29 protein-coding genes and 1 pseudogene are annotated in these 23404 nt (G+C 71.0%); 20 read left to right on the top strand and 10 right to left on the bottom strand.

Translation table 11 applies throughout. The features are described 5' to 3' along the window. Positions 1-14: 14 nt before the first annotated feature. From OG395_RS26505 to OG395_RS26490, 4 genes are all read right to left on the bottom strand, one after another. Complete coding sequence (locus OG395_RS26505; protein WP_327245165.1) at positions 15-188, bottom strand: hypothetical protein; 174 nt, start codon at positions 186-188, stop codon at positions 15-17. Between the two features lie 11 nt (positions 189-199). Further along, entirely contained in the window at positions 200-1336 is a 1137-nt protein-coding gene (locus tag OG395_RS26500; protein WP_327245164.1) for a S1C family serine protease, read from the bottom strand. Positions 1337-1484: 148 nt separating this feature from the next. Then, on the bottom strand, positions 1485-2522 hold the full coding sequence (locus tag OG395_RS26495) for a LacI family DNA-binding transcriptional regulator (protein WP_327245163.1): 1038 nt from the start codon (positions 2520-2522) through the stop codon (positions 1485-1487). Between the two features lie 24 nt (positions 2523-2546). Continuing rightward, complete coding sequence (locus OG395_RS26490) at positions 2547-3350, bottom strand: response regulator transcription factor (protein ID WP_327245162.1); 804 nt, start codon at positions 3348-3350, stop codon at positions 2547-2549. A gap of 311 nt (positions 3351-3661) precedes the next feature. On the opposite strand from OG395_RS26490, the gene OG395_RS26485 reads away from it, so the two are divergent. The 8 genes from OG395_RS26485 (at position 3662) to OG395_RS26455 (ending at position 9147) form a co-directional block, all read left to right on the top strand. Beyond that, a complete protein-coding gene (locus tag OG395_RS26485) occupies positions 3662-4555 on the top strand; it encodes an alpha/beta hydrolase family protein (protein ID WP_327245161.1) in 894 nt (297 codons plus the stop codon). A gap of 41 nt (positions 4556-4596) precedes the next feature. Continuing rightward, positions 4597-4851, top strand: a complete 255-nt coding sequence (locus OG395_RS26480; protein WP_030925031.1) for a MoaD/ThiS family protein — start codon at positions 4597-4599, stop codon at positions 4849-4851. A 10-nt stretch (positions 4852-4861) separates the two neighbouring features. After that, positions 4862-6262 (top strand): hypothetical protein, encoded by a 1401-nt coding sequence (locus OG395_RS26475; RefSeq protein ID WP_327245160.1) that lies wholly within the window; start codon positions 4862-4864, stop codon positions 6260-6262. A gap of 136 nt (positions 6263-6398) precedes the next feature. Beyond that, positions 6399-7088, top strand: a complete 690-nt coding sequence (locus tag OG395_RS26470) for an LmeA family phospholipid-binding protein (RefSeq protein WP_327245159.1) — start codon at positions 6399-6401, stop codon at positions 7086-7088. 216 nt (positions 7089-7304) lie between these two features. Beyond that, the gene (locus tag OG395_RS58445; RefSeq protein WP_442818604.1) at positions 7305-7412 is read left to right on the top strand and encodes a putative leader peptide; all 108 of its coding nucleotides are present in this window, start codon (positions 7305-7307) and stop codon (positions 7410-7412) included. A 145-nt stretch (positions 7413-7557) separates the two neighbouring features. Further along, positions 7558-8403 (top strand): sulfurtransferase, encoded by an 846-nt coding sequence (locus OG395_RS26465; protein WP_266983246.1) that lies wholly within the window; start codon positions 7558-7560, stop codon positions 8401-8403. 49 nt (positions 8404-8452) lie between these two features. After that, a complete protein-coding gene (locus OG395_RS26460; RefSeq protein WP_018490348.1) occupies positions 8453-8740 on the top strand; it encodes a DUF1416 domain-containing protein in 288 nt (95 codons plus the stop codon). 146 nt (positions 8741-8886) lie between these two features. Next, on the top strand, positions 8887-9147 hold the full coding sequence (locus OG395_RS26455; RefSeq protein WP_327245158.1) for a DUF3099 domain-containing protein: 261 nt from the start codon (positions 8887-8889) through the stop codon (positions 9145-9147). A gap of 31 nt (positions 9148-9178) precedes the next feature. On the opposite strand, the gene OG395_RS26450 is transcribed toward OG395_RS26455, so the two are convergent. Further along, entirely contained in the window at positions 9179-9541 is a 363-nt protein-coding gene (locus OG395_RS26450; RefSeq protein ID WP_327245157.1) for a DsrE family protein, read from the bottom strand. 106 nt (positions 9542-9647) lie between these two features. Between OG395_RS26450 and OG395_RS26445 the strand changes: the two genes are divergently transcribed. The 6 genes from OG395_RS26445 (at position 9648) to ygfZ (ending at position 14726) form a co-directional block, all read left to right on the top strand. Next, complete coding sequence (locus OG395_RS26445; RefSeq protein ID WP_327245156.1) at positions 9648-10598, top strand: hypothetical protein; 951 nt, start codon at positions 9648-9650, stop codon at positions 10596-10598. Next, positions 10595-11395: a hypothetical protein gene (locus OG395_RS26440; RefSeq protein WP_327245155.1), complete on the top strand. Its 801-nt coding sequence runs from the start codon at positions 10595-10597 to the stop codon at positions 11393-11395. Before OG395_RS26445 ends, OG395_RS26440 begins: the two co-directional genes overlap by 4 nt. After that, a complete protein-coding gene (locus OG395_RS26435; protein WP_327245154.1) occupies positions 11392-12339 on the top strand; it encodes a hypothetical protein in 948 nt (315 codons plus the stop codon). The genes OG395_RS26440 and OG395_RS26435 overlap by 4 nt, the downstream gene beginning before the upstream one ends. A gap of 280 nt (positions 12340-12619) precedes the next feature. Further along, positions 12620-13192, top strand: coding sequence for an FABP family protein (locus OG395_RS26430; protein WP_037695873.1), 573 nt, complete (start codon positions 12620-12622; stop codon positions 13190-13192). A 64-nt stretch (positions 13193-13256) separates the two neighbouring features. Beyond that, positions 13257-13739, top strand: a complete 483-nt coding sequence (locus OG395_RS26425) for a Fur family transcriptional regulator (RefSeq protein WP_266983232.1) — start codon at positions 13257-13259, stop codon at positions 13737-13739. Positions 13740-13760: 21 nt separating this feature from the next. Next, a complete protein-coding gene (gene ygfZ / locus OG395_RS26420) occupies positions 13761-14726 on the top strand; it encodes a CAF17-like 4Fe-4S cluster assembly/insertion protein YgfZ (RefSeq protein WP_327245153.1) in 966 nt (321 codons plus the stop codon). A 47-nt stretch (positions 14727-14773) separates the two neighbouring features. Here the strand turns inward: ygfZ and dtd are convergent, their stop codons facing one another. Beyond that, the gene (gene dtd / locus OG395_RS26415) at positions 14774-15223 is read right to left on the bottom strand and encodes a D-aminoacyl-tRNA deacylase (RefSeq protein WP_327245152.1); all 450 of its coding nucleotides are present in this window, start codon (positions 15221-15223) and stop codon (positions 14774-14776) included. 117 nt (positions 15224-15340) lie between these two features. Between dtd and OG395_RS26410 the strand changes: the two genes are divergently transcribed. The 4 genes from OG395_RS26410 (at position 15341) to OG395_RS26395 (ending at position 19273) form a co-directional block, all read left to right on the top strand. Continuing rightward, entirely contained in the window at positions 15341-15961 is a 621-nt protein-coding gene (locus OG395_RS26410) for an RsiG family protein (protein WP_327245151.1), read from the top strand. 50 nt (positions 15962-16011) lie between these two features. Next, positions 16012-16986, top strand: a complete 975-nt coding sequence (locus tag OG395_RS26405; RefSeq protein ID WP_327245150.1) for an asparaginase — start codon at positions 16012-16014, stop codon at positions 16984-16986. A 71-nt stretch (positions 16987-17057) separates the two neighbouring features. Further along, positions 17058-18308 (top strand): GNAT family N-acetyltransferase, encoded by a 1251-nt coding sequence (locus tag OG395_RS26400; RefSeq protein WP_327245149.1) that lies wholly within the window; start codon positions 17058-17060, stop codon positions 18306-18308. A gap of 113 nt (positions 18309-18421) precedes the next feature. Next, positions 18422-19273: a TetR/AcrR family transcriptional regulator gene (locus OG395_RS26395; protein ID WP_327245148.1), complete on the top strand. Its 852-nt coding sequence runs from the start codon at positions 18422-18424 to the stop codon at positions 19271-19273. Here OG395_RS26395 and OG395_RS26390 read toward each other — a convergent pair. Further along, a complete protein-coding gene (locus OG395_RS26390; RefSeq protein WP_327245147.1) occupies positions 19254-20240 on the bottom strand; it encodes a zinc-binding dehydrogenase in 987 nt (328 codons plus the stop codon). The genes OG395_RS26395 and OG395_RS26390 overlap by 20 nt on opposite strands. Before the next feature lie 104 nt (positions 20241-20344). On the opposite strand from OG395_RS26390, the gene OG395_RS26385 reads away from it, so the two are divergent. Beyond that, positions 20345-20995 carry a TetR family transcriptional regulator gene (locus OG395_RS26385; RefSeq protein ID WP_327245146.1) on the top strand — a complete coding sequence of 217 codons (651 nt, stop codon included), beginning with the start codon at positions 20345-20347 and terminating at the stop codon, positions 20993-20995. A 68-nt stretch (positions 20996-21063) separates the two neighbouring features. Here OG395_RS26385 and OG395_RS26380 read toward each other — a convergent pair. From OG395_RS26380 to OG395_RS26370, 3 genes and pseudogenes are all read right to left on the bottom strand, one after another. After that, positions 21064-21336: pseudogene (locus OG395_RS26380) on the bottom strand (DUF2199 domain-containing protein); the annotation flags it as partial. Between the two features lie 3 nt (positions 21337-21339). Beyond that, complete coding sequence (locus tag OG395_RS26375; protein ID WP_327245145.1) at positions 21340-21714, bottom strand: hypothetical protein; 375 nt, start codon at positions 21712-21714, stop codon at positions 21340-21342. Between the two features lie 56 nt (positions 21715-21770). Then, positions 21771-22379 (bottom strand): hypothetical protein, encoded by a 609-nt coding sequence (locus OG395_RS26370; protein ID WP_327245144.1) that lies wholly within the window; start codon positions 22377-22379, stop codon positions 21771-21773. Between the two features lie 182 nt (positions 22380-22561). On the opposite strand from OG395_RS26370, the gene OG395_RS26365 reads away from it, so the two are divergent. Next, on the top strand, positions 22562-23398 hold the full coding sequence (locus OG395_RS26365; RefSeq protein ID WP_327245143.1) for a hypothetical protein: 837 nt from the start codon (positions 22562-22564) through the stop codon (positions 23396-23398). The last annotated feature ends 6 nt before the right edge of the window (positions 23399-23404 follow it).

Genomic DNA, 23404 nt, shown 5'->3' with positions numbered 1-23404 from the left:
GTGGTGCTGTGTTCTCAGCCTCGCACGGCCGTGGCGCGGCGGCGGGCGGCGCGGCGTTGCCGGCCGGTGGTGCGGGTGGCCGCGCGGACCTCCGGCGAGCGCCGCGCCACGGCGGCGAACTCCGCCGCGAGTATCAGCGGCAGTGCGAGGGCGGCCGGGCCGGTGGGGGTGTCGGACGGGTGGTTCATGGCTGATCTCCTCAGGAGCTGTTGCCGGACCGCAGGGTGTCCAGGTCGGCCTTGAGCGTGTTCACCGGGATGGCGAAGCCGAGGCCGACGCTGCCCGCGCCGGCGCTGTTCGATCCGTCGGACGAACTCGCGGAGTACATCGCCGAGTTGATGCCGATGATCTCGCCGTTCATATTGATGAGCGCGCCGCCGGAGTTGCCGGGGTTGAGCGAGGCGTCGGTCTGGATGGCCTTGTAGGTGGTGGTGGAGTCGCCGGTGTCGCCGTTGAACTGCTGCCCGCCGAACTGGAACGGCCAGTCGCTGCGGCCCCCGCCCTGCTGCCCCTGGCCCTGACCGCTGTCGCCGTCCTTGGCGACGGTGACATCGCGGTTCAGCGCGGAGACGATGCCGCTGGTGACGGTGCCGGTGAGGCCCTCGGGCGAGCCGATCGCGACGACCTGGTCGCCGACCTTGAGCGAGGAGGAGTCGCCGAGCGTGGCCGTCTTCAGCCCGCTCGCCCCCTCCAGCTTGATGAGCGCGAGGTCCTTGCCGGCGTCGGTGCCGACGACCTTCGCGGTGTATGTCTTGCCGCTGTTGAGCGTCACCTTGATCGTCGAGGCGCCCGCGATGACATGGTTGTTGGTGACGATCTCGCCGTCGGAGGTGATGATCACGCCGGACCCGGTGGACTCCCCCACGTTCGAGCTCGCGCCGATCTCGACGATCGTCGGCGACGCCGCCTGCGCCACTCCGGCGACGGTGCCTGCGCTGCTCTGCGAGACGGTCGTGCCGCTGACCGCACTGCTGGTTCCGCTGCCGCTGGAACCGGAGTCGGTGAACTGACCGATGGCAGTGGCGGTGACACCGCCGACGACCGCCGCCGCGACGGCCACGGCCGTCAGGAGGGCGACCGGCCGTCCGACCCGGCGCCTGCCGCGTGCGGGCGGCTGGGGTGCGGGCTGCGGCAGCCCGTGGAAGTCGCCGTAGCCGTCGTCACCGCCGCCGCTGTGACCGTCGGCGCCGCCGCCGCCGGGCCACACGGTCGTCCCCGGGCCCGTGGCGATCGGCTGCGCGGGCCGGTACGAGGGCGGCGGCGGGTAGGCCGCGTCGCCGTTGCCGTACGAGGGGTACATCGGGTACTCGCCGCTCGGGCGCTGGCTCTCAGTCATGTCTACGACTGTGTCCAGCGAACATGAGAGAACCCTGAGCACGCCCTGAGAAGCCCGACAGAACCGCGTATGCCCCATATAAGGACCACGGGGAACGTCGTACGGGTGGGTGGGAGGGCGAGCGCCCCGGGCCGGGGAAGTGCCCCGGCTACCGGTCCGCCGGCTCCCCGCACCCGCACGAGCGCCGGACCACGAGCGCCGACGGGAACTGCTTCAGCCGCTCCCGCCGCGAGCCCGAGACCCGCAGCGAGTCGTCGAGCACCAGATCCACCGCGGCCCTGGCCATCGCCGGGCGGTCCGAGAAGACCGTCGTCAGCGGCGGATCGGTCAGCCCCGCTTCCTTCACGTCGTCGAAGCCCGCCACCGCGAGCTCCCCGGGCACATCGATCCGCAGTTCGCGCGCGGCCCGGAGCACCCCGATGGCCTGGTCGTCCGTCGAGCAGAAGATCGCCGGGGGCCGGTCCGGACCGGCGAGCAGTCCGAGCGCCACCCGGTAGGCGTCGTAGCGGTTGTACGGGGCCTGGAAGAGCCGGCCCTCCGTGGAGCGCCCCGACTCGTGCATCGCCCGCCGCCAGCCCTCGACGTGGTCCGCGACCGGGTCGCCGACCGCCGGGGTGGACTCCATGCCGCCGAGGCACGCCACGTACGCGTTGCCGTGTTCCAGGAGGTGCCGGGTGGCGAGCTGCGCGCCGCCGATGTCGTCGGTGACGACCGCGACGTCGTCGATCGCCTCGGGCCGCTCGTGCAGCAGCACGACCCGGGCGTCCCATGCCTCCACCTCGGCCGCGGCCCGCTCGCTGGGTCCCTGGCTGACGAGGATCAGTCCGGAGACGCGCATGCCGAGGAAGGCGCGGAGGTAGTGGACCTCGCGCTCGTCGCGGTAGTCGGAGTTGCCGACGAGAACCATTTTTCCGCGCTCGGCGGCAGCCTGTTCGACCGCGTGCGCCATTTCCGCGAAGAAGGGCTGGCGGGCGTCCGGAACGATCATCCCTATGAGGTCGGTCCGCCGTGAGGCCATCGCCTGCGCGACCCGGTCGGGCCGGTAGCCCAGCTCCTTGATCGCGGCGAGTACCCGCTCGCGCGTGGCCGGGGCAACCGGCCGGGGTCCGTTGTTGATGACGTAGCTGACGACCGCGGTCGACGTCCCCGCCAGTCTCGCCACATCGTCCCGCGTCACCTTGGCCACGCGCGGCAGTCTACGCGGATGGACCTACCTGTTGGCAGGCCGTACCGGGGCATCTTCCATGACCTCGGCAACGGAGGGCTGCTCCGAACGGGTGGGTGATTCGGCGGCCGCCTTCGCCGCCGCCTGGGACTTCGCCACCTCGGCGGCGCGCTCCACCTTCTCCGGTGTGACGAAGCGGTAGCCGACGTTGCGGACCGTGCCGATCAGCGACTCGTGCTCGGGGCCGAGCTTGGCGCGCAGCCGCCGGACATGGACGTCGACCGTCCGGGTACCGCCGAAGTAGTCGTAGCCCCAGACCTCCTGCAGCAGCTGGGCGCGGGTGAAGACCCGGCCCGGGTGCTGTGCGAGGTACTTGAGCAGTTCGAATTCCTTGAAGGTCAGGTCGAGGACCCGGCCCTTCAGTTTTGCGCTGTAGGTCGCCTCGTCGACCGAGAGATCACCGTTGCGGATCTCCATCGGGGAGTCGTCGGAAGTGAGCTGCTGCCTGCCGGTGGCGAGCCGCAGCCGGGCCTCGACCTCGGCCGGTCCCGCGGTGTCCAGCAGCACGTCGTCGATGCCCCAGTCGGCGGTGACGGCCGCGAGACCGCCCTCCGTCACGACGAGTATCAGCGGACAGCCAGGTCCGGTGGACCGCAGCAGCTGGCACAGCGACCGCACCTGCGGCAGGTCGCGGCGGCCGTCGACCAGGATGACGTCGGCACCCGGGGTGTCGACGAGAGCGGGTCCCTCGGCGGGGGCCACCCGCACGTTGTGCAGCAGGAGGCCGAGGGCGGGAAGCACCTCCGTCGACGGTTGAAGAGCGTTGGTGAGAAGCAGCAGTGAACTCATCGCCGCCCACCTGCCCGGGTCGTCGGTCGATGATCGTGCACGATTTTCTTGCCTTGCTCGCCCATTACGTCGGTCCTCCTCGTTCCCTGCGAGAGGGGCACTCCCGGGTGGGGCCCGGGGGAGATCTACGGCACTTCTTCGTACGTATTTCGTGCTGCTGCCGTACGACGGTTGTCATACGTGTTTTACGGTGCGGTCCCGCGCCCTGCGACCGCTGAGCTTGTCGAAACGTCGTCGTAACAACGCGCGTAAAGCACAAAAGGACCCGGGGGCTGCATTGCCCGGATCCTCTTCCCAGCAGAATAGCCCACATGAGTTCTGTGTCCGAGAGTCCGTTTCGGGGTTCTTCTGTTCGCTTGATCACGCCGGGAGCCCGGCGCACCACATTGCGGACGGATGACGGGCTGCCGATCGAGGCGGTGTACGAACCGTGTACGACCGGTGCCGCCCCCGGCGCCGATGGCGGGGACGCCGGCACGGCGATCGTGGTCGCGCACGGATTCACCGGTTCGGTGGACCGGCCGGCCGTGCGGCGCGCGGCGGGGGTGTTCGCCCAGCGTGCGGCCGTGATCACGTTCTCCTTCCGGGGGCACGGAGGATCCGGGGGCCGGTCGACGGTCGGTGACCGCGAGGTGCTGGATCTGGCGGCCGCGGTGGCGTGGGCGCGCTCGCTCGGACACCGGCGGGTGGTGACGGTCGGGTTCTCGATGGGCGGCTCCGTGGTGCTCCGGCACGGGGCGCTGTATACGGCTCCCGAGACCTCTCCGGACACGGCACAGCTCGCTCGTCCGGTTCCCGCGCACGGGGGGCGCATCGAAGCGCACGCGGATGCGGTGGTGGCCGTGAGTGCTCCAGCCCGCTGGTACTACCGGGGTACGGCCCCGATGCGACGCCTGCACTGGGTGGTGACCCGGCCCACCGGTCGGCTGGTCGGCCGGTACGGCTTCCGCACCCGGATCGACCGCAAGGAGTGGGACCCCGTGCCGCTCTCCCCGGTCGAGGCGGTCCCGCTGATCGCCCCGGCGCCGCTGCTCATCGTGCACGGCGACCAGGACCCCTACTTCCCGCTCGACCACCCCCGCATGCTGGCCGACGCGGCACAGGGCGGTGCGGAACTGTGGCTGCAGCGCGGCATGGGGCACGCCGAGAACGCGGCGGACGAGAGCTTGCTCACCCGGATCGCGGACTGGGCGGTGGCGGAGTGATTCATCATGGACAGCTGATGCGAGATGAAGGGAGCGTCGCCATGCCAGCGGGAACCATCCGCTACTGGGCCGCCGCCAAGGCCGCCGCCGGGACCGCGGAGGAGCCTTACGCAGCCGCGACGCTCGCCGAGGCGCTCGACGCGGTGCGCGAGCGGCACCCCGGTGAGCTCACCCGAGTGCTGCAACGGTGCTCGTTCCTGATCGACGGTGACCCCGTGGGGACCCGCAGCCATGAGACCGTACGCCTTGCCGAGGGCGGCACGGTCGAGGTGCTCCCGCCGTTCGCAGGAGGGTGAACCGCAGCACATGAGCAACAGCGATCAGCAGCATCCGTACGGACAGCAGCCCGGGACCGGGACCGGTTACGGATACGGCCAGGAACCGCAGCTGTACGGGCAGCAGGTCCCGTACGACCCGAACCAGGCGATCCAGGACCCGGGGGTCGCACAGACCTGGGAGGGCCAGACCTGGGACACTCAGTACCAGCCGGCCGTCCAGCCCACGCAGCAGCCGCAGCAGCCCGAGTACGGGCAGCCGCAGCAGTATGCGCAGCCTCAGTACGAGCAGCCCTATGCCCAGCAGCAGCACGGGCAGCCTCAGCACGGGCAGCCTCAGCACGAGCAGCCCTACGCCCAGCAGCACGGGCAGCCCCAGTACGAGCAGCCGTACGCCCAGCAGCACGGGCAGCCCCAGTACGAGCAGCCGTACGCCCAGCAGCACGAGCAGCCCCAGTACGAGCAGTCGTACCCGGCGCAGGCGCCGCAGCAGCCCGTCGTGGCCGCCACCGGCCCCGCCGTCGACGCCGGATATCCGATTCCGCAGGGCGCCTCCGGCTCGTACCCGCTGCCCCCCGAGGTCCCGGCAGCCGCCCCGGCCGCCCCGGCACCGGCCACGGCGGCCGCGCACAACGCCTCCGGCTACAGCGCGCCCACCACCCTGGGCAACAGCCGCATCACCGACGCCCAGCGCGCCCGCGCCGAGGGCCGTTCGCCGATCATCGCGCCGGGGATGCAGCCGGCGGCGATCACCGCGGGGCTCGGGCTGCTGCTCGCTCTCGGTGCCGCGATCGGGCAGTACGCGCTCTTCGTACCGCTGGTACTCCTCCAGGCCGTGACCGCCGCCGGCTGGTTCCGGCTCAACGGCATGTGGCCCGCCCGGCAGGGCATCGCGCTCGCCTTCGCCGGCGGGTTCGTCGCCGATGTCGTGCTGCTCGTCGCGGGCCGGGACAACGCCCCGGCGGCGATCCTCGGCACCCTCGGCATCTGGGTGCTGCTCACCGTCGTCCTGCAGCTGCGCAGCCACGCGGGCGCCGACGAGCGGATGTACGGGTTGATGGCCACCGTCGCCTCGGCCGCCCTGGCGATCCTCGCCGCCGGGCATCTCGCGGCGGCGCCGGACGCCGTGACGGTCGGCTGTGTGGCTGTCGCGGTCGCCGTGCTCGCCAGGGCGCTGCCGGTGCCCGGACCCGCCTCGGTCGTGGTGGCGCTGCTCGCCGCCGCGGGCGCCGGTGTCGCGGCCGGTGGGCTCACCGACCTGGGCGCGAAGGGTGCCTTCCTCGGGTTCGCGGCCGGTGGCTGCGCGCTGATCGGGCTGCGGGTGGCGAGCTACGACTACCCGTCACGTTTTGTGCACATGACGGCCGGGGTGGCGCTGCCGCTGACCGCCGCCGCTCCCGCCGTGTATCTGATCGGCCGCGCGATCTCCTGACCCGCGGGACCGCCGCGGACCGGGAACCGCGGAGGGGCCCGGGCTCGTCGGTCACCCCGGGCGTGCCGTGCAGGCCACAGTGGGCTCACGCGCGCCAGGGGGATCCGGGCGGACGCAGGGTGGGGGAAGAACGGGCATGCGTGCACTGCGAATACTGCTGGTCATCGTGGTGGTCCTGGGCGGCATCTTCATCGTCGTCGACCGGGCCGCGGTGTACTTCGCCGAGTCCGAGGCCGCGGGCCGGATCGAGGTCAGCGGGGGCACGGTCGACTCGACGGACGTCTCCATCAAGGGTTTCCCCTTTCTGACCCAGGTCGCCGGATCGGCGCTCGACCAGGTCGACATCAAGCTCACCGGCATCGAGACCGCAGCCGGCGGGCGAAGGATCCGGATCAGCGAGATGAAGGCCGAACTCCACGACGTCACGCTGGCCGACGGCTTCGCCGCCGCCACCGCCGCCCGGGCAACGGGCACGGCGACCATCTCGTACGAGGATCTGACGCACGCGGCCGACGACGGCGTCGTCGTCGAGTACGGCGGCAACGGCAAGGTGAAGGTGACCGGCGCCGTCGACATCCTCGGCCGCACCCTCACGCGCAGCGTGACCTCCACCGTCACCCTCGTCGACGGCCGCACCGTGCGGGTGCACGCGGACAAGGTGCCGGGCGAGGGCATTCCCGGACTCGAAGGCCTGGTGCGCAGGAAGACCGACTTCGAGCGGGAGATCGGCGCCCTGCCGAGCGGCCTGAAGCTGCAGCGGATCGAGCCGACGAAGGACGGTCTGGAGATCTCGGTGACGGGCTCGGACATCCGGCTCGCGGGATAGATGAACCGCGCGCAGGCTGGGTAGGACATTCCACAGCCGCTGAGCCACATAGTGAGACGGACTCGTCCGACCCGCAGATGACTGAACGGCGCGCTTTGCCCGGCGCCGGTCCGGGTGGCATCGCAATCGGCCATCCGTCCCACATTGCGGACGATCGTGTCTCATGATGCGACACGGCGGTGACATGTCCGCCCGCACGTCCCTACGATCGGTCCCATGCAGTGCTCTATTAGCGGTCTCCCTCGGCGGGGCCAGGCGGATCTCACGAAGCGGCGGGCAGTAGACCTGTGCCGCGTCGCCGCCATGCTCTGTCGCACTGTCTGAGCGGGATCGTCGCATCCCGCATTCCCCCGGCCCTTCGACCACTGTCAGGGCCCATTCCCGTGCATGTGTGTACGTGCAGAATCGCGCCCCCGTACATCCGCACCCCCGCACCATCTCGCCGCAGACTGCCCCGGAGGAGAACAGAATGAGCCGCAGTGACGTCCTCGTAGACGCCGACTGGGTCGAGGCCCACATCGACGACCCGAAGGTTGCTCTTGTCGAGGTCGACGAGGACACCTCGGCGTACGAGAAGAACCACATCAAGAACGCGATCCGGATCGACTGGACCAAGGACCTCCAGGACCCGGTCCGCCGTGACTTCATCGACCAGGCCGGCTTCGAGAAGCTCCTGTCCGAGAAGGGCATCGGCAACGACACCACGGTCGTGCTCTACGGCGGCAACAACAACTGGTTCGCGTCCTACGCGTTCTGGTACTTCAAGCTCTACGGTCACCAGGATGTCCGCCTGCTCGACGGCGGCCGCAAGAAGTGGGAGCTCGACTCCCGCGACCTGGTCGACGGCGACCAGATCCCGTCCCGCCCGGCCACCCAGTACAAGGCCCAGGCCCAGGACCAGTCGATCCGCGCCTACCGCGACGACGTCGTGGCAGCGATCGGCAACCAGAACCTGGTCGACGTCCGTTCGCCCGACGAGTTCAGCGGCAAGCTGCTCGCCCCGGCGCACCTCCCGCAGGAGCAGTCGCAGCGTCCGGGTCACGTCCCGACCGCGCGCAACATCCCGTGGTCGAAGAACGCCAACGACGACGGCACCTTCAAGTCGGACGACGAGCTCAAGGCCCTCTACGAGGACGAGCAGGTCGACCTGTCGAAGGACACCATCGCGTACTGCCGCATCGGTGAGCGTTCGGCCCTGACCTGGTTCGTGCTGCACCAGCTGCTCGGCCAGGAGAACGTCAAGAACTACGACGGCTCGTGGACCGAGTACGGCTCCCTCGTCGGCGTGCCGATCGAGCTCGGCGCCAACAAGTAACTCCGCGCGACCTGGACCACCCCGACCCCGACCAGAAGGACAGAACACCATGTGTGGAGCAAAGGCCGGCGGCCCCGACGCTTCGACGATCAAGCCCGGTGAGACCACGATCCAGGGCAGCGTGACCCGCGACGGCGAGCCGGTGACCGGTTACGTCCGTCTGCTGGACTCGACCGGCGAGTTCACCGCCGAGGTCCCGACCTCGGCGACCGGACAGTTCCGTTTCTACGCGGCCGAGGGCACCTGGACGCTGCGCGCCCTCGTCCCGGGCGGCAGCGCCGACCGCACGGTCGTCGCGCAGACCGGTGGCCTCTCCGAGGTGGCCATCGCCGTCTGATCCGCGGCACAGATCGGCCGGAGGGCCGTGCCCCAGGGGGTTGGACGCCTTCTGAACCGGGGTACGGCCCTTCGCGCCGTCCACAGGGTGTGCGCGGGCCCGTTCGTGCCGGGCGCACGGGCCGGGATCGGGCCTACGCTTGAGTCATGTACGCCCGGCGCCGTCGTCGCTACTTCCTGATGATGGGCGGATGCATCGTCCTTTTCGTCTCCGCCTGGGCCTTCGTGCGGCTCTGGTCGATGCCCGTCGCCGTCGGAATGTGCGTGGTCGCCATGGTCATCCCGCCCGTCGCGGCGATGGTCGCCAACCGGCGGGGGCCGGAGGACCGCTGGTGGGACGATCCGTCCGGCGACCCGAAGTCGGACGAGTGGTGGGACGAGCTCGACGGCAAGAAGCGCCGCCAGTAGCGGAACTGTCCGCTGTCGCCAGGAAGAACCGTCAGTAGACGAGGGCCTGGACGCCGTCCGCCATGACCTCGCTGACGAAGACCTGGGCGCCCGCGATCCGTACACCTTCCAGTACGTCGTCCTCGGTGATGTCGCGCCGAGCCGCGCACTGGGTGCAGAGGGTGATCAGGCCGCCCGCCTGAATCGACTCGATCAGATCCGGCAGCGGTGCGGCGTGCGGAAGTTCGAACTCGGCGGCGCGGCCCGGCAGGGCGAACCAGGCGGATTCGCCGGTCAGCCAGAGCGAGACCTCCACACCGCTGGCGACGGCGACCGCCGCCACCGTGAACGCCTGTGAGCAGCGCTCGGCGGAATCGGCACCTGCGGTCACCTTGATCACGAGCTTCTTCTGCATATGCCGAACTGTAATCGCCGGCGGTACAACCCCACCCCCCAGCTGTGGGTCAGTTGTGTGCGCAGGTATCGGAATCTGCGCCTCAGGTCTCGTGGGGGGACCCCTTTTGGAACCGAAAGACACCATTCCTGACGGGCCGGCCGAGCCGCCCGTGCAGGCCGAGGCGCAGGTCCAGGCCGTAGAGCCGCCCGCGCCCGCTCCGGTGGTCGCACTCGTGACCGAGCCCGTCGTGGAGCCCGCACCCGCACCTGCGCCGGTGGTCGAGCCCGTCGTCGAGCCCGCGCCCGTTCCGGTGGCCGAGTCCAATGCACCGGCGACGCCGACCAAGCCGCGGCCGCGTGGCCGCACCGCTCTGCTGATCGCCGCCGCCGCGGTGCTCGGGATCGCCGGTGGCACCGCCGTCGGTTACGGCGTGCAGGCCGACCGCGCCCCGACCCCGCTGCCCGCCCTGTCGCAGCCGAACCTGGCCTACCCGGTGAAGGCGCTGCCGGCGGACAAGGTCCCGGATCTGCTGCCCGTGTCGCAGGACCGGCAGCGGAAGACGGATGGCGACCTGCGCGAGCTGCTCGTCAGCAAGCCCTCGGGGGCGCGCAACGCCAGGTTCCCGTTCCCGACCAAGGGCTGGATGTCCCTGGACGCGTACGTGCGGGAGTTCAAGAGCGAGGACTACATGTTCGAAAGGCTCGCGGAGGCCGACGTGCGCCGGATCGCGGCCGCCAACTGGTCGCAGGGGCAGCACCGTGATGTAGGTATTCGCCTCGTGCAGTTCCGCTCCGGTGCAGAGCTCGGGGCGTCCGACCATGCGAACGATCAGCTGGGTTACATGCCCTACGCCAAGGGCGGCGCGGGCAACGAGGGTGATCCGATCAAGGGCAGCGGCAACGGCCACTACTTCGTGTACAAGGCCGTGAACAAGCCGGGCTACCTGCCTGTCTACCAGGCGCGGGCCATCGCCCAGCGCGGCGACGTCATGTTCGACATCAACATCTTCGACACCGCGCCGATCAGCAAGAAGGACATCCGGACCCTGGCCGAGCGACAGCTGGAGCGGCTGTGAACGACGACGTGATACCCGACACCGCCCCGCCCGCCGAGCCGGTCCCGCCCGCCCCGAAGGGCCGGGCCCGGCGCGTGGTGCTCGCCGTGCTCCCCGCGGTCCTGGTCCTCGGCGCCGTCGGCGGTGCCGCCGCCTACACCAAGATCACCGTGGACGGCGCCGACCGCACGGTCACCACCAAGGTCTGGGGCGGGGGCGCGCACAAGCCCGCCAAGGACCCCGCCGGGGACGTCGGCCGGGGGAGGGCCGACACCGAGCTCAGCAAGCTGCTGCTGCCGGTCCCGGAGGGCTACCGTCTCGGCCCGGACATGGGCGAGTACGGAAACGACGACGAGATCAGCGGCAAGAAGGCCACGGCCCAGATGAAGGAGAGCGGCCGGGGGATCGCGGGCAAGCAGCGCCGCGAACGGGACCGACGCATCGACCGGCTCCACCTCCAGGGCATCGCGCAGCGCTCGTACACCTCGGACGACAGCGATCTGACGGTCGAGATCCAGATCGTGAAGATGAAGGACAAGAGGGCTGTCCATGACCTGTACGGCTTCCAGACGGAGCTGATGGACACCTACGGCGACTTCCGCGCGGGGCCGAAGATCGAGGGCCACAAGAAGGCCAGGTGCTTCCGGGAGCCCGTGCGGACCAAGGTGAAGCTCGACGCCCTGTCCTGCCTCGCGTACGACGGGGAGCTGTCCCTCACCGTCGACGCGTACGGCACCAAGCCGTTCAGCGCGTCCGACGTCGCCGATCTCGTGAAGGACCAGCTCGACCACATCGAGTCCCCGGGGGAGTACGTATGACCGAGCAGACGGCGACACCGGCCGCCGCGACCGAGGAGCCCGCTGCCCCGGAGCAGGAGCTTCCGCCGACGGGAGCGGAGCCCGTAGCGGCCGCCGAGCCCGTACCGGCCACGGAGCCCGTCCCGGCCTCCGAGCCCCCGGTGGCCCCCGAGCAGGCATTTCCGGTGGCGCAGCCCGTACCTGCTCCGAAGCCGTCCCGTCGCGTCCTGCGGGCCGTCGCCCGCTGGACCGCCGCCGTGCTGGTGCTCGGCGGTCTCGGCACCGGTACGGCCCTCGGCATCACCTCGATGGAGCGCACCGACGTACCGGGCTTGGCCACCGAGGGCGACGGACGCTGGGACTACCCGGAGCTCAGCCTGCCTGCGCTGCCGGCCGGTTCGCCGCGCCCGTTCAACGAGGCCAATGTCGCCGAGGTCCACCACGCCGACCTGCGGAAGCTGCTGATCCCCGCCCCGGCCGGAGCAACGGCGGACAAGAAGCTGACGGGCGGCTGGGTGAGCACGACGCAGTTCGTCAGCGAGTTCCGCAGGGACAAGCGCGGCGAGCTCACGCAGCTGCTCGACGACTCGGCCCTGCGCCACATCGCGGCGCGCGGCTGGACCATGCCGGACGGCACGAGGTCCAGGGTCTATCTGCTGCAGTTCAACTCGACGGCGTACGCCCAGGGGCTCCGGGACGACACCTATGTGAGCAGCACCCCGGGCATACCGCTCGACTGGCCGACGGACCTGCAGATGGACGAGAGCTGGAACGGCGGCAAGGTGCCGGAGACCGTGGTCTACGCGTTCGGCGAGACGAAGACCGGGAAGGGACGGATCCACGAGGCCTACATCCAGGCCGGTGACACGCTCGCCCTGGTCATCCACTCGCAGCAGGGCGAAAAGATCGCCGAGCAGATCCCGTTCCGGCAGACGCTGATCCTGCAGACCCAGCTGCTGGGCTGATCCGCACGCCGGGGAGCCCCGCTTCCCCGGCACGCCCCGAACCGTCGCGCCGGGCCCCTACCCATTAGGCTGGGGCTCGGCCCCGTACTGCCGCCATACCGCTCGTTATCGCTCGTCCGAGGAGCTCCCGTGCTTGAGGCATTCTTCTCCACCCTGCTGGTTCTGGTCTGCGTCGGTGTTCTCGCCTTCGCCGGCCTGACCGTGAAGAAGCTGTACCAGGGCCAGCGCTGACCCGAGTCCGCACCACTCACCACTCCCTCACAGATCGTCTGAGCCGCTCATGATCGAGATCCCGTCCGACCTCCACCCGGACCTCGTCCCGCTTGCCTTCCTGCTCGGCAACTGGGCGGGAGCGGGCGTGTCCGACTTCCCCGGCGCCGAGAAGTGCAACTTCGGCCAGGAAGTCTCCTTCAGCCACGACGGCCGGGACTTCCTGGAGTACGTCTCGCACTCCTGGGTGCTCGACGCCGAGGGCAACAAGGTCAAGCCGCTGGAGACCGAGTCCGGCTACTGGCGCATCGACAAGGACCGCAAGGTCGAGGTCGTCATGGTCCGCGACCAGGGCGTCATCGAGATCTGGTACGGCGAGCTCGCCCACCAGAAGCCGCAGATCGACCTGGTCACCGACGCGGTGGCCCGGACCGCGGCCTCCGGCCCGTACAACGGTGGCAAGCGCCTCTACGGCTATGTGAACAGTGACCTGATGTGGGTCGGGGAGAAGGCCACCCCCGACGTGGAGCTGCGCCCGTACATGTCGGCGCACCTGAAGAAGGTCGTCACCCCGGAAGAGGTCGAGGCGATGGCGAAGAGCCTCGGCGACCTGCCGGACGACGGCATCGCGTTCTTCAAGTAGTCGCACGCGTCCAGGTACGCGCACGACCTGCGGTCAGGTGCTCACCCGGTCCTACACTGGGCCTGTGGTGAGCACCGACTGGAAGACCGATCTTCGGCAGCGCGGCTATCGGCTGACGCCGCAGCGGCAGCTTGTCCTGGAAGCCGTCGACACACTGGAACACGCGACGCCCGACGACATCCTCGCCGAGGTGCGCAGGACGGCGTCCGGTGTGAACATCTCGACCGTCTACCGGACCCTGGAGCTCCTGGAGGAGCTCCAGCTGGTCAGCCATGCCCATCTGGGGCACGGGGCGCCGACGTACCACCTGGCCGACCGCCACCATCACATCCATCTGGTCTGCCGGGACTGCGGGGACATCATCGAGGCCGATGTCGGCGTCGTCGCCGAATTCACCGCGAAGCTGCGGGACAGCTTCGGCTTCGAGACCGACATGAAGCACTTCGCGATCTTCGGCCGCTGCGCCGGCTGCACGGCGAAGAAGGCGGACGGTGAGCCGGGCGATCGGGCGGCCGATCAGCCCCGGCCGCCCGCTTCCGCGCAGTAGACCGAGTCGTACGCTGGTCGCATGAAGAGCCCCCTGCTGTCCCTGCCAGGCGCCGTCCCCGCCGAGGGGCGCGACGAAGGCGTCGCCGCGCACTACGGCGACCTGTTCCGCGAGCAGCGAGCCCTCGCCGACGGCACCGGCCTCGTCGACCTCTCGCACCGCGGTGTCGTCACCGTCACCGGAAGCGACCGGCTGGCCTGGCTGCACCTGCTGATTACCCAGCACGTCAGCGAACTCGCCCCGGGAGAAGCCACCGAGGCGCTGATCCTCACCGCGCACGGGCACATCGAGCACGCCCTCTATCTCGTCGACGACGGCGAGACGGTGTGGATGCACGTCGAACCGGACACCCAGGGCGACCTGATCGCCTATCTGGAGTCGATGAAGTTCTTCTACCGGGTGGATGTCGCCGACCGCACCGAGGACTTCGCCGTCGTGCACCTGCCGGCCGGCTCCATCGCGGAAGTCCCCGCGGGCATTGCCGTACGGGAGGCGCCACACGGCCGTGACCTGTTCCTGCCCCGAGCCGACCTGGAGACCTACGCCGCCGAGAACGGTCCGGCGGCCGGCATCCTGGCCTACGAGGCGCTGCGCGTCGAGGCGCACCGCCCCCGGCTCGGCTTCGAGACCGACCACCGCACCATCCCGCACGAGCTGGGCTGGATCGGCACCGCCGTTCACCTCCAGAAGGGCTGCTACCGCGGTCAGGAGACCGTGGCCCGGGTGCAGAACCTGGGGAAGCCGCCGCGCCGGCTGGTCTTCCTGCACCTGGACGGCAGCGACGTGATCCTGCCCGGACACGGCACTCCGGTGCGGCTCGCAGCGGACGGGGCGGAGGGACGTCAGCTCGGCTTCATCACGACGTCCGCCCGCCACCACGAGCTGGGCCCGATCGCGCTGGCGCTGGTCAAGCGCAACGTGGCGGTGGACGCGGAACTACTCGCGGGGGACACCGCGGCGGCCCAGGAGACGGTCGTCGAGCCGTAGATCTGCTACGCGCGACCGTCTACGGACGCGCACGGTCCGAACCCGGCTCAGACCTCGATCAGTACGGTGAACGGGCCATGGTTCGTGAGCGAGACACGCATGTCGGCTCCGAACCGGCCCGTCTCCACCTGCGCGCCCAGCGCCCGCAACTGCGCGACCACCTCGTCGACCAGCGGTTCGGCGATCTCGCCGGGCGCCGCGGCGTTCCAGGTGGGCCTGCGCCCCTTCCGGGCGTCCCCGTAGAGAGTGAACTGCGAAATCACCAAAAGCGGCGCATTCACATCGGAGCAGGACTTCTCGCCCTCCAGGATGCGCACCGACCAGAGCTTGCGGGCGAGCTGCGCCGCCTTCTCCGCGGTGTCCCCGTGGGTGACTCCGACCAGCACACACAGCCCCTCGCCGACGATTTCGCCGACCACCTCGGGACCGTCTCCGTCGCCCGCGCCGTCGGCCACCGTGACGCTCGCGCCGTCCACTCTCTGTATCACTGCACGCATACAGACCAACCTATCTTGGGCTGAACGGGTACAGAGCACCTGCGTAGGCACGGTGTGGGGTGGCACCATGCACGGAAGGCGGTGTGCCGACGCACCGGTCGAGGGGATGGACAGAGCATGAGTACATATGGAGCCGGGCGATCCCCCGGTGTCGTACCGGTCACGCGTGCCGGCGCCGGTACCAGTACTAGCACCAGCACCATGCGCCCGCCCGTGCAACGGACCGGTCCCGGCCTCGACGACGGCCTGCCCGGGCCCTCGCAGCCGGAGCTGGGCACCCTGCGCCTGCCGGAACTGCGCGCGCTGCGGCGTGACGCGCAGCGCGATGAGGCAGACCTCAGTTACGTACGCCGTCTGGTCCAGGGGCGGATCGACATCCTGCGGGCCGAGCTGGCCCGCCGCCGGGACCCCGAGACACCGGTTGTGGACCGGCTCTCCGAGATCCTCGCCGACACGCCGTCGCGGCATCGCTCGTCCGCCCGGCACGTGACGCTGACCACGCCGCGGAGCGACGAGTTCCGCCGGCTGGCCGCCGAGACACTCGCCGAGGTCGAGCTCTCCGACCTCGACGCCCGTACCGACGAAGAGCTGCACACCGCGATGGGACGGCTCGTCCGCTACGAACAACAGGTCTCCCGCCGCCGTCACCGGCTGCAGTGCACCGCGGACGATTGCAGTGCGGAGATCGCCCGCAGGTACCGTGACGGGGAAGCACAAGTAGACGACCTGCTCGCCTGAAGCGATCCTTCCGGGGCAGGTCCCCCGCACAACCCCGGAAGGCCGCCACGATGAGCTCCACACCCTTCATATCCCCGGCGGCCCCCGCGCTGCCCGTTCTGGCCGAGGTCGTACGGTCCGGCTTCGTCGAGGGCCACCATCGGGGCTCGCTGGTCGTGCTGGCCGCCGACGGCAGTGTGGAGCAGGCGCTGGGGGACCCGGCCGCGGCGGTCTTCCCGCGCTCCTCGAACAAGCCGATGCAGGCCGCCGCCGTGCTGCGGGCTGGGCTCGACCTCTCCGGGGAACGGCTGGCCCTGGCCGCCGCGAGCCACTCGGGCGAGGGGTTCCACCTCGATCTCGTACGCAAGATGCTTGCCGACCACGGGCTGACGCCGGACGATCTGCAGACCCCGCCCGATCTGCCGCTGGACCCGGAGGAGGCGGAGACCTATCTCGCCGCGGGCGGCGTCCGTGAGCGGATCACCATGAACTGCTCCGGCAAGCACGCGGCGATGCTCGCGGTGTGTGCACGCAACGGCTGGGACCGGGCGACCTATCTGGACCCCGCCCACCCGCTCCAGCAGCTGGTCCACCAGGTGGTCGAGGACGCGGCGGGCGAGCCGGTCACGGCAGTGGGTACGGACGGCTGCGGGGCCCCGCTGATGGCGATCAGCCTGGTCGGTCTGGCGCGGGCGTTCCGCTCGTTCGTGCTGGCCGAGGAGGGCACCGCGGAGCGCCGGGTGGCGGATGCGATGCGCGCCCACCCGGAGTACGTCGCGGGCACCCGGCGCCCCGACACGTGGCTGATGCGCGAAGTGCCGGGCACGCTCTCCAAGATGGGCGCGGAGGCGGTCCAGGCGGTGGCACTGGCGGACGGCCGGGCGCTGGCATTCAAGATCGCCGACGGCGGCGGACGGGCGCTCGGCCCGGTGCTGGCCAGGGCGCTGGAGCTGCTCGGCATCGACGCGCCGGTGGTGGACCGGATCGGCCGGGCGCCGCTGCTGGGCGGCGGCGCCGAAGTAGGCGTGATCCGGGCGGCGTTCTGACCGTCCGGGTCTCGGGGACGCCCGGAAAAACCTGGCGACAATCCCCGCCCGGCACTCCTAGCGTGGGGCGCATGAGTCCTGAGGTCCGTACCGTCACCGCGTCCGAGTTCCCCAGCTGGCTGAGCGCCGTGAACACCGGCTTTCTGCGCCCGCCGACGGTGACGGACGAGGAGGTCGCGAGCCGCCTCCCGCACATCGATCTGGCCCGTACCCAAGGGGTGTTCGACGACCGGCGGTGCGTGGCGTCGTTCCGGTCGTTCGCCCAGGAGCTGACGGTCGTCGGCGGAGCCACCGTGCCGTCCGACGCGGTCACCAACGTCACGGTGTCGCCCACGCACCGCCGGCGCGGGCTGCTCAGCCGGATGATGGCCACGGACCTGGCGGCGGCGAAGGAGCGCGGCGACGTGGTTGCGACGCTGATCGCCGCCGAGTACCCGATCTACGGGCGGTACGGATTCGGCCCGGCCACCTGGACCACCGAGTGGGAGATCGACGTCCCCCGGGCAGGTCTGGACCCGCGCTGGTCGGGCCCGTCCGCGGCGGACGGCGGCCGGATCGACCTGGTGGACGGCGCCGAGGTGCGCAAGCTCGGTCCCGCCCTGCACGACCGGTTGCGCGCCCGGCAGCACGGCGCGGTCAGTCGCGGAGACCGCTGGTGGCAGCTGAACACCGGCGAGGACGTGCCCGTGCCGGGTTCATGGACGGAACCGTTCCACGCGGTGTACCGCAACGCGGACGGCGAGGTCGACGGCCTGCTCGTCTATCGCGCCGACGACAAGTGGGGCGATGCGAAGCAGCCGCTGAACCGGGCGTCCGTCGTCGGTCTGATCGCCGAGACCCCGGCGGCGGAACGGGCGCTGTGGCACTTCGTCTGCTCGATCGACTGGGTCACCACGGTCCGCTCCGGCTACCGTGCCCCCGACGACCTGCTCCCCCTCCTCCTCCCGGACCCGCGCGCGGCCCGCACCGTCACGCAGGCGGACTGGATGTGGGTGCGGGTCCTGGATGTCGTACGGGCCCTGGAGGCGCGCACCTACGCCGTCCCGGCCACCCTGACCCTGGACGTCCGCGACCCGGCCGGCCTCGCCGGCGGCCGCTTCCGCCTGGAGGCCTCCCCGGACGGCGTGTCCTGCACGCCGACCGCGGAGAGCGCCGATCTGGCCCTGGACGTACGGGAGCTGGGGACGCTCTACCTCGGCGACGAATCGGTACTCCGGCTCGCGGCACTGGGCCGGATCGACGAACTCACGCCGGGCGCGGCGGCGGTGGCGGACGGGGTGTTCCGGGCGGGGCGGCGCGCCTGGTGCCCGGATGTGTTCTGACCGCGTGCCGCGTATGCCCTCCTAGGATGGATCCAGGGCGGATCTCCGCCCCGGGTGGGGGACGTCGCAGGCCCGGGGGCCGCGGTCCGGGGGCGGCGCGGAAGGTGGTTCAGGTGACTGGAACATACGGTTCGCCGGGAGGTACGGGCCTGCCGGCCAGCATCGAAGCCGCCTGGGGGCTGCGGGAGCGCCCGGTCAAGGGACCGAAGCCCGGCCTGAGTCTGGCCCGCATCGTGGACGCCGCGGTGGCGGTGGCCGAGTCCGAGGGGCTCGGCGCGGTCTCGATGGGGCGGGTCGCGAAGGACCTCGGCGCCTCGACGATGTCGCTCTACCGCTACGTATCGGCCAAGGACGAGCTCTACGTCCTGATGCAGGAGGCGGCCCTGGGCCCGCCGCCCACGCTGCCCGCGCTGGAGAGCGGCGCGGGCTGGCGGGAGGCGCTCCGCCAGTGGGCGTGGGCGCAGCGCGAGGTGTTCCACCGCAATCTGTGGATGCTCCGTATCCCGGTCGTGGGTCCGCCGGCCAGCCCCAACAGCCTCGCCTGGTGGGAGCAGGGCCTCCGGGCGCTCGACGGCACCGGTCTGAGCGAGAGGGAGGGGGTCTCCGTGATCCTTCTCGTCGCCGGTTTCGTACGGAACGAGGCGCTGCTGAGGGGGGACCTCGCCGCCGCCGTCGAGGCGCGGGGCGTCTCGCCGCAGGAAGTGATGAACGGGTACGCGCGGACACTGGACCGGCTGATCGACCCCGCGAGGCACCCGGCGCTCTCGCGGCTGCTGGCGTCCGGGGTGCTGGGCACGCCGGACGATCCGGACGATGAGTTCGCATTCGGACTGGATCGGGTACTGGACGGGGTCGAGGTCCTGCTGCGGGGCCGGCCCGGGCGGGCGGAGCCAGGGCCGGGCAGGGGTGTGGGCATGGACGCGGCGGTTCCGGATCCCCGGCCCGTCACGCCTTCCGCGTACTGAGCAGCACCTTGCCGAGCAGACCGCGCCCCTCGATCGCCGCATGCGCCTGCGCCGCCTGCTCCAGCGGGTAGACCTGCCCGATCACCGGGCGCAGCCGCCCGGCTGCCGCCTCGGCCAGTGCGTGTCCGGCCAGGCGGACGTGCTCCGCGTCCGTCAGCTGCACATCCGCGATGGAGCGCAGCGAGACGGAGCGCCGCGCAGCCTCCTCGGCATCGATCCTGGCGAAAGCGCCCGTCGGCGCCCCGTGGGCGGAGAAGCGGCCGCCGTCGGCGACCAGCGCGAAAGCCGCCGCGCCCATCGTGCCCCCGACCCCGTCCAGGACCACGTCCGCAGGGCCGCCGGCCTTCTCCAGGGCTGCACGGGCGTGCTCCGCCCACTCCGCGTCCGCGCCGTCGACCACGTCATCGGCGCCCAGCTCCCGTACCAGCGCCGTCTTCTGCTTGCCGCGCGCCACCGCGACGACATGCGCACCGGCCGCGTGCACCAGCTGGACGAGCAGGGTGCCCATGCCGCCGGAGGCACCGAGGACCAGTACGCGTTCGCCGGGTTCGGGGGCGCTCGCCTCCAGCAGCGCGGCGGCGGTCACACCGTCGTGGATCAGGGCGGCGGCCTCGCGCAGCCCGAGTCCATCGGGCACCGGCACCAGGTGGTCCGCGGGGGTCACGGCCTGCTCGGCGTAGCCGCCCGCGAAGCCGAGGGAGGCGACGACCCGGCGGCCGGCCCAACGCGCGTCGACGCCCTCGCCGACCGTACGGACCGTGCCGGCGACCCCGCCGCCCGGCACGTATGGCGGGACGACCGGGAAGTAGTCGCGGAACGCGCCCGACCGGATCTGGGTCTCCACGAAGAGCGTGTCAACGTCACTCACGTCGATCACCACCTCGTCGGGCCCCGCCACCGGGTCGGGCCGCTCGGCCGGAACCAGTACCTCCGGACCGCCCAGCTCCCTGACCAGCGCCACACGCATGCGGATCCCACCCCTCCGTGTTCGGGCGGCCGGCCGTCCGGTGCCCGTCTTCCCACTCTCGGACGTCAAGTCCGGTTGAGGTCAAGGGCGTACGCTTCGTGGTCATGAACGGAGAGAAGGCCCGACCGGGGACCGCGGCTGAGCCGCTGATCAGCCTGCGGGAGCGGAAGAAGCAGCTGACGTACCAGGCGGTTTCCGATGCCGCGATCGCGATGTTCCTGGAGCGGGGCTTCGACAAGGTCTCGGTGGCGGAGGTGGCGGCCGCCGCTGACATCTCCAAGCCCACGCTGTTCCGGTACTTCCCGGCCAAGGAGGACCTGGCGCTGCACCGGTTCGCCGACCACGAGGACGAGGCGGCGCGGGTGGTCGCGGCGCGCCCGGAGGGCGAATCACCGCTGGACGCCCTGCGCCGCCACCTCCTCGACGGCCTGGAGCGGCGCGACCCGGTGACGGGGCTCTGCGATGCGCCCGAGGTGCTGGCGTTCCACCGGATGCTGTACGGGACGCCGTCGCTGGTGGCCCGCATGTACGGGTACCGGAGCCGCTCGGAGGCGGCGCTCGCGCGTGCGCTGGGCGACGGGATGCGGGACCGGCTGGCGGCGGGGCAGATCATTGCCGTGCAACGGATCCTGGCGCTGGAGAACTGGCGGCGGATCGATGCCGGGGAGAGCGCGGACGAAGTGTACGGGGACGCGGTGCGGGCGGCCGAACTCGCCTTCGTGCAGCTGAGGTCAGGGATCGAGGGGGACCGGTAGGGCGGACGCCCCCGTCCGGCCCGTCCGGCCCGTCCGGCCCGTCCGGCTCGGACAAGGGGGCCGTCCCCGGGGTGCAGTACCGCTTCCGCGATTTCCCGCACCCGGTCCCGGGTGATGCCCGTCCGCTGTTCCACGGCGAGCGGGTGGTCCGTGGGCTCCGGTTCGATGAAGGGGCGCCGGCCGATGGGGCGGGTGTGCGCGTTCGTCTTGAGGTTGGTCGTACGCGGCGAGTACAACCCCAACTCGGGTCTCAGCCACGCGAGATAGGGCCTCTCCGACTCACGTCCCGGCGTCTCCCACACATGGAGGGTGCGGGTGAAGTTCTCCCGGCCGAGTGAGACGGACTACGGCCTCAGCACAGCCTCGCGGACGGCGGCCCACCGCAGCGAGTGACGGATGCCCTCCGTCACCGAGTGCTGCGGCTGCCAGTCCAGCAGGCGGTGGGCGCGTTCGCTGCGGGTGTACGCCCCCGCCACATCGCCCGGCCGCGCGTCGACGTCGACCGACGACACCGGGGTGTCGTTCACGCTGTTGAAGGCGGTGAGGAGTTCGCGCACCGTGGTACCCGTGCCGGTGCCCACATTGATGACGGTGGAGCGGGAGCCGTCCGTCCCGGGCAGCAGTGCGTCGAACCTGTCCAGCGCCGCCACATGCGCGGCGGCCTCCTCATGGGGCAGACATGGCCGGTCGCGGAACTGGACGAGCGCCGCCGCGGTCATGATCCGCCGGCCACCGACCGGGTCCGCTCGGGCATGGGCACGCGTCCGGGTCGGCGTCAGCCGAGTGGGGAGGCGCGCCCCGGCCGGCACCCGGAAGGGACGCTGTTGCCGCTGATGTCGAAATCCCCGCAGGTGAGAAAGACATGGTTGAACTGGCCGAGGGCGTAGGCCAGTCCGCCGACGATCACGACGACACCGACGACCGTCCGGCGCTGGCGGTCGGTGAGTTCCGTCTCCCCGAACAGCAGGAGCTGCAGCAGCACCCAGGCCAGCAGCGGGGTGCCGATGATGCTGAGGATGCCGCCCGCCAGGAAAAGCGTCTCGCCCGGCCAACTGCCGCTGCGCGGCACGATGGCGGCGATGACGAGCCACACGGTGGGCAGGGCCAGGCAGGACCAGTACACCCAGCCGTGATGCTGCCGACGCGTGGGCACCAACAGGCCGGTCAGCATCACGGCGGTCGACACCGACCAGAGGGTGAGCATCTGGTCGTAGAAGATGACGTTGTAGGCGCCGAGCGTGAAGGCGGGCTCCCAGACCGCCAGCGCTCCACCGCCGGCGATCACGGCGGTCTTCGGCACCACCTGGCCGACGCCGCTCCGGCTGAGGGGCGCGGGTGGCGCGCCTCCGCTCGTGCCTGCGGAGCGGGTGGCGTCGTCGTCCATGGAGACCCCTCTCCAAAATGGGATATTTCTGTACAGATTACTCAAGATGAGGGTCGCTCCGGGCCGTCTGCCCCCGCGTCGGTCGCGCACGACGAGCCGGAGGGGAACACCGAGGTCCGAGCCGCTGAAGGGCTGCGGAAAACCTGTACGCCTTTCATCCACCCGCATGGAACGCTGTGGCCGTGACCGACCCGACGCCCTATGACGACGACCGCAGTGCGTACTCCCGGCAGGCACTCGCCCGCCTGGTCCTCTCCGACCACGCCAAGGGGCTCTCCGAGACCGCCTGCCAGCTGACTGTCACCCGGTACGACGCGTACACCGGCCCCGGCGGCCGCGTCAGCGAGACAGTGGTGCTGACCCGGATGGCGGAACGGCTGCTCGCCGACGCCGTGGTCTACGAACGGGAGCGCGGCAGCTCATGGCAGGACATCGCCGCATATCTGGGCGTGCCGGCGGCGGAGGCGGAGGAGCGGTTCACCCCTGCCGTCGAACGCTGGAGTACGGCGTTCGACGTCCCGTACCGGCTCGACGCCACGGGACGCAAGCGCATCCCCCAACTTCCCACCGCGGCCTACGACCCGCGGCAGGCCGTGCGTCACCTCGACCTCTGGGCGCATCTCCGCCTCTTCGCCGACGACCGGCACGCGGTGAGCGCCGGACTGGACACGGACACTCCGAGGGACGAAGCCACCCACCCCGAACTGCACCTGATCGACGGCCGGATACACCGCGAGAACCTGGGCACCTTCCTGGACCTGGCGGCGCGGTACGCCGGCTGCCACGACGACGACACCGACCGGGACGCGGTGACGCAGGCCCTTGAGGCGACCGACGACGAGGACCCGAAACGCTGGTACTCCTGTCAACTGGCCGGCGCCTTCCACACGCTGGACGTCCGGCTGGTGAATGCGGTCGGAAACGACGTGCTGTCCGTGGTCGTCGGCGGCGCCCGCTCACCCGAACTGCGCCTGAGGATGGACACGCTCCTGGCCGCCCTCGCCGCGACGGCGTCCTGAGCGTCC

Source organism: Streptomyces sp. NBC_01320, assembly GCF_035974375.1.
GTDB classification, from domain to species: domain Bacteria; phylum Actinomycetota; class Actinomycetes; order Streptomycetales; family Streptomycetaceae; genus Streptomyces; species Streptomyces yanii.
Note: the sequence above shows the minus strand (reverse complement) of the source record. Positions and strands in the feature narration are given on the sequence as shown.

What these genes read in the sequence shown, in the direction of transcription:
- OG395_RS26505 (WP_327245165.1), bottom strand. Translation starts at nt 188, where the DNA reads ATGAACCACCCGTCCGACACCCCCACCGGCCCGGCCGCCCTCGCACTG.
- OG395_RS26500 (WP_327245164.1), bottom strand. Translation starts at nt 1,336, where the DNA reads ATGACTGAGAGCCAGCGCCCGAGCGGCGAGTACCCGATGTACCCCTCG.
- OG395_RS26490 (WP_327245162.1), bottom strand. Translation starts at nt 3,350, where the DNA reads ATGAGTTCACTGCTGCTTCTCACCAACGCTCTTCAACCGTCGACGGAG.
- OG395_RS26485 (WP_327245161.1), top strand. Translation starts at nt 3,662, where the DNA reads ATGAGTTCTGTGTCCGAGAGTCCGTTTCGGGGTTCTTCTGTTCGCTTG.
- OG395_RS26480 (WP_030925031.1), top strand. Translation starts at nt 4,597, where the DNA reads ATGCCAGCGGGAACCATCCGCTACTGGGCCGCCGCCAAGGCCGCCGCC.
- OG395_RS26475 (WP_327245160.1), top strand. Translation starts at nt 4,862, where the DNA reads ATGAGCAACAGCGATCAGCAGCATCCGTACGGACAGCAGCCCGGGACC.
- OG395_RS26470 (WP_327245159.1), top strand. Translation starts at nt 6,399, where the DNA reads ATGCGTGCACTGCGAATACTGCTGGTCATCGTGGTGGTCCTGGGCGGC.
- OG395_RS58445 (WP_442818604.1), top strand. Translation starts at nt 7,305, where the DNA reads ATGCAGTGCTCTATTAGCGGTCTCCCTCGGCGGGGCCAGGCGGATCTC.
- OG395_RS26465 (WP_266983246.1), top strand. Translation starts at nt 7,558, where the DNA reads ATGAGCCGCAGTGACGTCCTCGTAGACGCCGACTGGGTCGAGGCCCAC.
- OG395_RS26460 (WP_018490348.1), top strand. Translation starts at nt 8,453, where the DNA reads ATGTGTGGAGCAAAGGCCGGCGGCCCCGACGCTTCGACGATCAAGCCC.
- OG395_RS26455 (WP_327245158.1), top strand. Translation starts at nt 8,887, where the DNA reads ATGTACGCCCGGCGCCGTCGTCGCTACTTCCTGATGATGGGCGGATGC.
- OG395_RS26450 (WP_327245157.1), bottom strand. Translation starts at nt 9,541, where the DNA reads ATGCAGAAGAAGCTCGTGATCAAGGTGACCGCAGGTGCCGATTCCGCC.
- OG395_RS26435 (WP_327245154.1), top strand. Translation starts at nt 11,392, where the DNA reads ATGACCGAGCAGACGGCGACACCGGCCGCCGCGACCGAGGAGCCCGCT.
- OG395_RS26430 (WP_037695873.1), top strand. Translation starts at nt 12,620, where the DNA reads ATGATCGAGATCCCGTCCGACCTCCACCCGGACCTCGTCCCGCTTGCC.
- ygfZ (WP_327245153.1), top strand. Translation starts at nt 13,761, where the DNA reads ATGAAGAGCCCCCTGCTGTCCCTGCCAGGCGCCGTCCCCGCCGAGGGG.
- dtd (WP_327245152.1), bottom strand. Translation starts at nt 15,223, where the DNA reads ATGCGTGCAGTGATACAGAGAGTGGACGGCGCGAGCGTCACGGTGGCC.
- OG395_RS26410 (WP_327245151.1), top strand. Translation starts at nt 15,341, where the DNA reads ATGAGTACATATGGAGCCGGGCGATCCCCCGGTGTCGTACCGGTCACG.
- OG395_RS26405 (WP_327245150.1), top strand. Translation starts at nt 16,012, where the DNA reads ATGAGCTCCACACCCTTCATATCCCCGGCGGCCCCCGCGCTGCCCGTT.
- OG395_RS26400 (WP_327245149.1), top strand. Translation starts at nt 17,058, where the DNA reads ATGAGTCCTGAGGTCCGTACCGTCACCGCGTCCGAGTTCCCCAGCTGG.
- OG395_RS26390 (WP_327245147.1), bottom strand. Translation starts at nt 20,240, where the DNA reads ATGCGTGTGGCGCTGGTCAGGGAGCTGGGCGGTCCGGAGGTACTGGTT.
- OG395_RS26385 (WP_327245146.1), top strand. Translation starts at nt 20,345, where the DNA reads ATGAACGGAGAGAAGGCCCGACCGGGGACCGCGGCTGAGCCGCTGATC.
- OG395_RS26375 (WP_327245145.1), bottom strand. Translation starts at nt 21,714, where the DNA reads ATGACCGCGGCGGCGCTCGTCCAGTTCCGCGACCGGCCATGTCTGCCC.
- OG395_RS26370 (WP_327245144.1), bottom strand. Translation starts at nt 22,379, where the DNA reads ATGGACGACGACGCCACCCGCTCCGCAGGCACGAGCGGAGGCGCGCCA.